Origin of the sequence: Parendozoicomonas sp. Alg238-R29 (assembly GCF_947331445.1) — a bacterium.
Taxonomy (GTDB): domain Bacteria; phylum Pseudomonadota; class Gammaproteobacteria; order Pseudomonadales; family Endozoicomonadaceae; genus Sansalvadorimonas.
On record NZ_CAMZOG010000123.1, the window covers coordinates 1 to 8,735 of the forward strand.

9 protein-coding genes are annotated in these 8,735 nt (G+C 47.7%); 1 reads left to right on the top strand and 8 read right to left on the bottom strand.

Translation table 11 applies throughout. From position 1 onward, the window contains the following. Window positions 1-620 precede the first annotated feature (620 nt). From QMA35_RS20010 to QMA35_RS20025, 4 genes are all read right to left on the bottom strand, one after another. Complete coding sequence (locus tag QMA35_RS20010; protein WP_281648917.1) at window positions 621-1,436, bottom strand: hypothetical protein; 816 nt, start codon at window positions 1,434-1,436, stop codon at window positions 621-623. Window positions 1,437-1,861: 425 nt separating this feature from the next. Further along, window positions 1,862-2,143, bottom strand: a complete 282-nt coding sequence (locus QMA35_RS20015) for a pyrimidine/purine nucleoside phosphorylase (RefSeq protein ID WP_281648918.1) — start codon at window positions 2,141-2,143, stop codon at window positions 1,862-1,864. Between the two features lie 68 nt (window positions 2,144-2,211). After that, a complete protein-coding gene (gene rmuC, locus QMA35_RS20020; protein ID WP_281648919.1) occupies window positions 2,212-3,627 on the bottom strand; it encodes a DNA recombination protein RmuC in 1,416 nt (471 codons plus the stop codon). Between the two features lie 56 nt (window positions 3,628-3,683). After that, window positions 3,684-5,021, bottom strand: a complete 1,338-nt coding sequence (locus tag QMA35_RS20025) for a hypothetical protein (RefSeq protein ID WP_281648920.1) — start codon at window positions 5,019-5,021, stop codon at window positions 3,684-3,686. A gap of 240 nt (window positions 5,022-5,261) precedes the next feature. On the opposite strand from QMA35_RS20025, the gene QMA35_RS20030 reads away from it, so the two are divergent. Next, complete coding sequence (locus QMA35_RS20030) at window positions 5,262-6,191, top strand: alpha/beta hydrolase (protein WP_281648921.1); 930 nt, start codon at window positions 5,262-5,264, stop codon at window positions 6,189-6,191. Between the two features lie 57 nt (window positions 6,192-6,248). Here the strand turns inward: QMA35_RS20030 and QMA35_RS21955 are convergent, their stop codons facing one another. The 4 genes from QMA35_RS21955 to QMA35_RS20045 all read right to left on the bottom strand — a co-directional run. Continuing rightward, window positions 6,249-6,509, bottom strand: coding sequence for a GMC family oxidoreductase N-terminal domain-containing protein (locus tag QMA35_RS21955; protein WP_348650965.1), 261 nt, complete (start codon window positions 6,507-6,509; stop codon window positions 6,249-6,251). A 27-nt stretch (window positions 6,510-6,536) separates the two neighbouring features. Further along, the gene (locus QMA35_RS21960; protein ID WP_348650964.1) at window positions 6,537-6,719 is read right to left on the bottom strand and encodes a lycopene cyclase family protein; all 183 of its coding nucleotides are present in this window, start codon (window positions 6,717-6,719) and stop codon (window positions 6,537-6,539) included. A 56-nt stretch (window positions 6,720-6,775) separates the two neighbouring features. Further along, window positions 6,776-8,278, bottom strand: a complete 1,503-nt coding sequence (locus tag QMA35_RS20040; RefSeq protein WP_281648922.1) for a long-chain fatty acid--CoA ligase — start codon at window positions 8,276-8,278, stop codon at window positions 6,776-6,778. Continuing rightward, window positions 8,275-8,735 (bottom strand): IS1595 family transposase (locus QMA35_RS20045; protein ID WP_281645522.1); only part of this gene is annotated, 461 nt, incomplete at its 5' end. The genes QMA35_RS20040 and QMA35_RS20045, both read right to left, overlap by 4 nt.

The following is an 8,735-nucleotide window of genomic DNA, read 5'->3' on the forward strand; positions in this document are numbered from 1 at the left end:
AATCACGACTCGACAACCATGCCCAAGCAGGTATTCAGCAATACCCCTCCCTATACCCCGTGCACCACCAGTCACCAAAACAACCGGTTTTTGTTTATCATGATTACCATTATGGGTAGGTGAAGAATGCTTTTCTGCTGCCATCAAGAAACTCCGCACAGATACAACTGTTAGAGTTGCAACCTTAGCGGAAATTCTCCAGAGCTAAAGTTTGAGCGAAAGAAACTGTATTGAAAAAAGCCAGCGCCCCCCTCAAAACACTGGCTACAGAGACTTGACATTCTGAATCATCCCGGTTGTTAACTTTACTCCCTTATGAGGTATCTCAGAAAGGTACGCCGGTCTATAAACGGTGCCACTGGCTAATGGTGCCAATGGCTAATATTGTTATCCGTCTCCCCCGTCGCATAATTTCAACTCTACTCACATCGAAATAATCAGTATTGATGTAAATCAACGAAAAATAAGTATTTACACCTACTTGACCAGTTCCAGTCTCTATATCTAGACGGGGGTTTCTGATCGGAAGCAGTCGTTATGGCCCCCCCTAAGAGAGTAAAATCACTCTGAGAGGTGACCAATGACAACCAAGAAAAAACGTAAACTCCATTCTCCTGAGCTCAAGGCCGTGGCAATCGAGCTGATAAAAACTCTACAATAGACGGCTTTTGCTCCTTTATATGTCTCCCCAATGAGGGGGATATCTTCTCGGTTAGGCTTTTTAGCAGGTAAAGAAGCTCAAGATAAGCATGCTGTTCGTCTGGATTTGCTGATGTCTCCCAGTCTTTAGCAAGATCAAGAAGGACGTCCAGAAATAATCCCATACACCCCTCTGGTTTTGAGAACATCGTGTCGCCAGTAAAGTCGTTCATTCTTGTCAGCACAGGTATATTTCTAAGTAGCTTGAATTTATCGTTTTGTGTCAGAATCCCTTTGTTGGTTAGTTTTTGTACCAATTGTGAAATGGAAGATTCCGTTTCGAATACATTCGCCATCTCAGTAGCGTTCCCTGTATACCATGTCATACGATTTTGTGCAGGTGGATGGGTGAGAAGCAGCTGCTGGTTTTTAACAGGCCTATCGGAGCGTTGTGGCGGATGACTTACTACTGAAGGCTCAGGAAGAGAGGCGCTGGAGTGTGAGAGGCCGGGATGAGGAACTCTCTCAACAGGGGGCGATATATACTGAATCTGGGTATTGTGAACCTGAACCGTAACCTGTTGTGCGCCAGGTGCATTGATAGTGATGTTTGTAGTTTGAGCAGCAGGAATAGAGGAATAATCGCCCATTCCTGCTGTGCCCGTTGTAGTTGGTGTGACCACTGTAGCTGTACGTCCTCCAGCAGTTGTAGTACTACCAGTGGTGGCTGACGTTGTTGAAGCCGATGGCTCTGTCTGGGGTGGTCTTTCTGAACACTTTAGTATTTTGTTTAGCATTTGCATAACTCCTGAATGAAAGATTTTTTAATGGTTGCGATACTTAAGAGCTATCAACAGAGCTTTCATTCCACTGGGAACAGTCATTGTTTGCCACGCTAACCAACTGGATAGAGTTAATATCTACAAAAGGTTTCCTGATGACTACCGAACTTCAGCCGCAATTCGTAGACAAAACTGACGACACCTGTTTTTGATCTGAAGCAGTAAAAATGGACAGGCATACTGCTTGCGCCCAAATCAAGTGTATTGATTGGAATGGAAGAACTGACTCCAACACAGTTAGACGGCCATGCAAAAAGGGCTACAGATTTTCTACTGGCCGTTGTTGTCCGATCAAAGCGTGAGCAAATTCAGGAGGAAATAACGAGGAAATAACAGATAATTCATGTGCTCAGATATGAGCACATGAAAAGAAGACTGATTTATTCATAGGTGCACAAGTAAGCTGTATCGGTTTCTACCTGAACTTTGAATACAACATTGGCCGCTACAGTAAAGGATTCTCCACTTTGAAACACTTTCCAGTTTACAGCTTCTGGCAGTAGAACGTTTAAAGCACCACTGACAACTGTCATCACTTCCTTCTGGCTGGTGCCAAATTCATAGTCTCCGGGAGCCATCACACCAACCGTTGAAGGTAACTTCTGCCCCTGAAAAGCGATGGACTTCACCTTACCTTCAAAGTATTCATTGACTGTAAACATTATGCTCTGCTCCCGACTTCTCATTATTGTGACCCTGCCATGGCGTCATGGCAGGGGTGGGGAGCTTATCAGGGTAACCTGGCAGACTCTATAGTCTCAGAAGTTTGATCTTGTCCCAGGTTGGCATCCAGCTCTGTTTCCGCCCGATCAAGAAGCTCGGCAGATATCTGCTTCTTCACCTTCACACCCAGTTCAACAAACTGCTGAGCCTGCCGTACAGCATTGCCACGGCCGCTGGAGAATTTGTTCATGGCTCCATCATAGGTTTTTCTGGCAGTATCCAGCTGATTGCCTAGTTTCTGCATATCTTCAGTGAAACCACGGAGTTTGTCGTACAAAGCGGCGGCTTTATCGGCAATCATCTGAGCATTACGGTTTTGATGCTCATAACGCCAGATATTTTCAATAGTACGCAGGGCCACCAGAAGGTTGGTGGGGCTGACCAGCATAATATTGTTATCCAGCGCTTCCTGAAACAGCTTGGGACTATGCTCAATGGCGCTGTAAAACGCCGCTTCTACCGGAATGAACATCAGCACATAATCAAGGGTGCGAACCGCTTCGAGATCTTGATAATTCTTTTTGCCCAATCCTCGAATATGGTTACGCAGGCACTGAACATGTGCCACCAGTGCTTTACTGCGCTCCTCTTCCGTTTCGGCTTCAACGGAACGGCTGTAATCATTCAGGGAAACTTTAGAATCAACAATCACATCCTTGCCATCAGGCAGATGGACAATTACGTCCGGCTGCTGCCTTTCACCTTCCTCGTTCTTCAGCGATACCTGCCGGACATACTCATGACCTTCCCGAAGGCCAGACTCTTCCAGCACCCGATCCAGCACCAGTTCTCCCCAGTTACCCTGCAGTTTCTTATCCCCTTTCAGGGCCCGGGTAAGGTTCAACGCTTCTTCGCTCATACGCTGATTCAACTCTTTCAAACCACTGATTTCATCCTTCAGAGAACGGCGCTGCTGGGCTTCACTGTCATAGGCCTGAGAAACCTGCTGGCGAAAATCAGTGATCTGCTGGCGAAAAGGCCCAAGCAGGCTTTCCATGGCAACTTTATTTTGCTCAGTAAAGCGGCTGGTTTTGCTTTCGAAGATTTTATTGGCGAGGTTTTCAAACTGCTGCCCCAACCGTTGTTCAGACTGTTCCAGAAGATTTAACTTTTCCGTAGCATTTTCCAGATCTTTGCGGGCAGCCACCAGCGCCAGACCGCGCTTTTCCAGCTCACGTTCACAAAGAGCCAGTTTCTCATCTTTAGCAGACAGTTGTTTCTTCAGTTCCTGATTATTGTCAGACAGGAAAGAAGCCTGCTGCTGAGCTTCCAGAAGCTGGTGAGATGTCTCCTGCCCCCGATCCCGGTTTTCATTCTGTATCCGGTTACGGGTATGGATGGCAGAAAAACGCCATGACAGGAATGCGGCAATAAAAATAAAAACACAGGAGAGTGCAAAATAAACGAGTGTTTCGGTTGTCATCAGGTGACGGTCCATGCCAAAGGGTCTTTGCTACATAATACCTTATTAGCTGTGTTTCACTGAACGCCGCTGCCCAAATACCAGCGGCAGAAAATCTTGCCGTTGGCGAAGTAGCTTTCAACATCGGGCTTACCCAGAGATAGTCCCCTTATCCCCTGAGCTTCAATCCAATCCTGCCACTCATTGGAACTGTTTTCTTTCGACTTATCTGTATCTGCTGCTGTTTTATATTTGCGCTCTGGAGGTTCGGGCACAAAGGGGTCAATGGCATAGCGAATACCAATAGATATTCCCTCTTCGATTCCCCTCAATAGTAAAGTTGTTGCCCAATAAGGCACCACTTGCACATGGTTAGCGACAATCAATTGATTTTCAAAATCATACTGACTGTATTTTTCTAACAAGGGTTCAACCTGATCACAGCTGTTCAGGCCATTCAAATGCATATACCCGGCAAGACCGCCATATCGAGTGCTGTAATCAGAAATGCCGAGATAAGCGCAACCGCTGACCTCAGCTGCATCATCTGCGGGCCTGAAAAGGCTAACTATGGAGGCCTGTTCTGAATCTGCAATCTTCTTATCCGGTATTAACAAGGGATAGAGTTCACCTTCCTGGCAATCCAGAGACTTTTCCCAAAACTCTGTGCTGTTTTCCGAAAGAAGAGAAAACACACTGTTCAACATTTTTCGACCTTCCCACGAGACAATACCCTCGGCCAAAAGCGGCTGGTTTTCAGGCCTGGGAAGAGTGCGATGCCACCAGTGCCCGGAGTTCTTCTGCACAGAAAGAACCAGGTGATTGGTTTTCAGACTGATCACCATTCTGGCAACCTGCTTACGGTGCAAAGTCTCCGACAATCGCAACCAGCCCTGCTCATGGTCAGCCAAAATTTCAGAATTTTTAGCAATGTGTAAAAAGTGTAAATAGGGGAGAGTCACAATATCAAGCTGGATAGTGCGCTCATCTGCAAGAGGGAAACGCCAGTTCACCACCAACTGTTTTTGAAGATCAGGGGATGCGAAATATACCGGCATACTGCCAACCCGAGAATACTGGTAATTCCAAAGCCCATGAATTGCAGTTTTGTAGGAATACCACCAGGTCAAAGGAAGACGATACTTCCAAAGTACCGTTAGCACACCAGCCAAAACGGCACCCGGCCCGGTAGCAGGGAGCAAAGCCAATGCGCTCATCGCGTAATAGGTCATTACCATACCCTTCATAGCCCCAAGCACTCCTCCCTGCAGGGCATTTCCCATCTCGACAAAAACATCCACCCCCTCAAAATAGAGCAACGTGCCATCATCCCGGGGGAAAAATGTGCCGGCAGGAGTTACAGTGTGAGATTCAGGAGTTTTATCATCACCCTGGGCGCAGGCACAGCCGATCATCAGCCCTAAACTGACGCATACTCCTTTTAAGAAAGGTCGTACTCTTAAGAAAGGTCGTACTCTTAAGAAAGATCGTTCTCTTGCCCAGATCCCTCTGTTTTGTTTTGCTCTGGCAGAGGCTGTCTTTGTCATACTCTTGTGACAGCCTGGCTGACATTCAGTTCCGGCAGCCGTGCCATTTTCACAGGAACCCTTCATCCTTAGGCTTACCCCCTTTAACCCACTGATGGCGAATCAAAAATGACAATAAACAGCCGTATTCGGGCTTTACTCGTTACCTTTGCTCTTCTATTCATTACAGGCTGCGCAACCCAGATTCCTGTTAATGAGCTTACAGATCGTTACGCTCAACCACCTTCCCAGTTCCTTCAGGTGGCTGGCATGGATATCCATGTCCGTGACCAAGGCGCAGCAGACAAGCCCGCCATTGTTATGTTTCACGGTATTTTTTCTTCCCTGCACACTTGGGAGAAATGGCGCCCTCTGCTGGAAAAGGATTATCGCCTGATCTCTCTGGATTTGCCCAACTTTGGCCTGACCGGCCCTATGCCCGACAAAGCCACCAGCGATGAAGATTATATGACTGCGCTGGATCAGGTGATGGAAAAACTGAATGTTTCTGAGTTTTATCTGGTGGGTAACTCTTTGGGAGGCTATTTCGCTTACCAGTACGCTTCCCGCAACCCGGAAAAAGTTAAGAAACTGGTGATGCTTGACCCTGCTGGTTATTTATTTGTGCCACCAGCCGCCATGTTAATGTGGGGAACCCCACTTGTTGGCCGTGCGGGGGATTATATTGAACCACCCCGTTTCCTGTTCCGTGACCTTCTCCACCGTGCTTATGGCAACCCAGAGATTTCTACAGAAGAAGAACTGGAACGTTACGCCACCCTGCTAAATCGGGAAGGCAACCGCAAAGCCGGTGGCCGTATGATTCGCCGTATACGCAACGACTTAGGCTTTGATCTTAGCCGCTTGGACCAGCTATCCATGCCGGTGCTCATTATGTGGGGGGAAGACGATGGCTGGATTCCGGTACGTCACGCCTACAAATTCAATGAAGCCATTGAAGGCAGTGAGTTGATTATCTATCCGGGCGTTGGGCATATGCCGATGGAAGAGATTCCTGAACAAAGTGCTCAGGATTTGGTGACATTTCTGGAGAAGTAGCTCTTCGTAAAAGTTTCTCAGATTCTGGAAATGCTTCCGGGATCTGAGCCTCCCCCCTTAGCCTTCAAAGAAGGCACCCAGGAAAACAGCTTGGGAACAAATACTTTGCGCCATGCTTAGCGAGTTTCCCTGCGGGAAATGGGTATCAGATTTACGGAAATAAGCCAGAGCATTATCCCAGCCCCAGCCTGCATTACCTTGCAGCTCCCAGTTATCGTAATCACTCTTATGGCCTCGAATATAAACCATACCATTCACCGCACTGGAGCCACCCAGGGTTTTGCCTCGTGGGGTAAACAGTGGGTTACCATGACGAATGCAGGTGTCCGGCTTACTTTCATAGGCTCAGTTATATTTCTTGCTGAACATAAAGCAGGCGAAAGCACCAGGCGTACTGATCATGGGTGTTTTGTCTTTAGGCCCTGCCTCCAGCAGCAGTACCGATACGTCTTTATCTTCGGTCAACCGGTTAGTCAGAACACAACCTGCCGAGCCCGCACCAACAATAATGTAATCAAATTCGCCCATGCTTCCCTCTTAACGGTTGTTTGGGCGATTTCCCTCCGCCCAGCTATTTTTTTGCGTTAAACCATTTCTTTCAACTGTTCACGCAGTTCCCGTTTCAGAATTTTTCCGGTAGCGGTCATTGGTAGCTCATCAAACAGCTGAACTACACGGGGATACTTATGGGCTGCAATACGCTCCTTGGCCCATTCAGTAATTTCACCGGTACAGGCTTCCATACCATGATGGGGAACAATACAGGCCATTACCTCTTCGCCATGCACATCATGGGGAAGACCCACTACGGCTACGCTGGCAATATGAGGATGAGTCATCAGCACTTCTTCGAGCTCACGGGGGTAAACGTTGTAGCCGCCACGAATGATCATGTCTTTAACACGATCCACAATATAGAGATTGCCACTTTCATCCATACGACCAATGTCGCCGGAATAGAACCAGCCATCACGAATGGTTTCCGCTGTTTTTTCTGTGTTATTGAAGTAACCGGCCATTATGTTATGACCACGGATAATGATCTCGCCCTCCTCTCCAGTCGGGACGACCTTCCCATTCTCATCCACAATGCGAATATCAATACCCGCCACAGGTTGACCAACAGAACCAGGAATACGCTCGCGCTCAAGGCTATTGAAACAGGCTATGGGTGATGTTTCGGAAAGCCCGTAACCTTCAAGAATCGGTGACTGGTACTTCTCTTCAAAACGGCGGATAACTTCTACCGGTATGGCAGCACCACCACTGATATTTATACGCAATTTACTGGCGATGGCTTTGAGGTCAAACTTCTCATCAGCATCCTGCACACTCAGCAGACCAATATACATAGTGGGTACACCAGCAAAGCTGGTCACCTCTTCCTTCTCCATCAGCGCCAGAACCTGTTCTGGATCGAACCGTGGCACCAGCACCAGTGTCGCAGCGGCTGCGAGACCCACCACCATCTGTACAATCTGACCAAAGCAGTGAAACAATGGCAATGTGACCAGAATCACATCCTCATTACTCATAGATAACAGGGCCTGCCCCATCATCGCATTCATGGCAATATTGGTATGGGTAAGCATGGCCCCCTTGGGATATCCAGTGGTACCAGAGGTGTAGATCAGAAGAGCGATATCACTGTCTTCACGCTGCACATAATCAAAGCCTGCACTCTGGCCTGCCATGAGAGAGGTTAGCGTTGGGAATCCATCCAGCTCCATCGCAGCCTGGTCAGCTGCCGCCATAATGAACATCTGCTCACAGCTCTCCACTTGAACAAATGCTTCTTTAGCCAACTGGGCCAAAGGCAGCTCCACGGTACCTTCAAAGCAGAGCAAAAATTTGGCACTACTATCTTGCAGGTGATATTCAATCTCACGGGAGCGCAACAACACATTCAAAGGTACGACAACGCCACCGGCTTTGAGAATGCCGTAATAAGCAATTGGGAAACAGGGAAGATTGGGACAACTGAGAGCAACCCTGTCACCGGGTTGTAAACCATTAGCAATCAAGCCAGACGCTACCTGACTGGCAGCAGCATCCAGCTGGGCATAGGTTAAACGGGCTCTGTTCACAATAAATGTGGGTTAAGCCAATGAGATGCTTCCTGATCTAACAAACTCTCTTCCGAGAAGATATGTGTCTTTAAAAATCGTTTCCAGCCCAGATAGCGCGATAAATATTTCGTTGCTACGCCTTTGAAAAAACCATTAATCCAACGTTTGAGCTCACTGTGATAAGCATTGACCGTTTGAATGTGATAAACCTTCTCTCGCACATACTGGCCTGCCGTAGTGACCAATTCTTTCAGCGTCACGTTGAGTTGGTCTGCCAGTTTTTCATGGGACAGATGAGCATCCGTGCACAGGGTGCTGCCTGGTAAAATCCGTCCTGCCAGTTGCGTGAAGAGTTCATCGTTACTCACATGTTCGAGAACGGCATCGGTTACATGTTGCTGACGGTCGCAGGCCACCATGACGGGAATTTTTCTGATTGTTCCTGACTTTTCACTGGCATTCTCCGACGGCTTTT

Coding starts and splice junctions, on each gene's coding strand:
- QMA35_RS20010 (WP_281648917.1), bottom strand. CDS start 1,436: ATGCTAAACAAAATACTAAAGTGTTCAGAAAGACCACCCCAGACAGAG.
- QMA35_RS20015 (WP_281648918.1), bottom strand. CDS start 2,143: ATGTTTACAGTCAATGAATACTTTGAAGGTAAGGTGAAGTCCATCGCT.
- rmuC (WP_281648919.1), bottom strand. CDS start 3,627: ATGACAACCGAAACACTCGTTTATTTTGCACTCTCCTGTGTTTTTATT.
- QMA35_RS20025 (WP_281648920.1), bottom strand. CDS start 5,021: ATGATCGGCTGTGCCTGCGCCCAGGGTGATGATAAAACTCCTGAATCT.
- QMA35_RS20030 (WP_281648921.1), top strand. CDS start 5,262: ATGACAATAAACAGCCGTATTCGGGCTTTACTCGTTACCTTTGCTCTT.
- QMA35_RS21960 (WP_348650964.1), bottom strand. CDS start 6,719: ATGGGCGAATTTGATTACATTATTGTTGGTGCGGGCTCGGCAGGTTGT.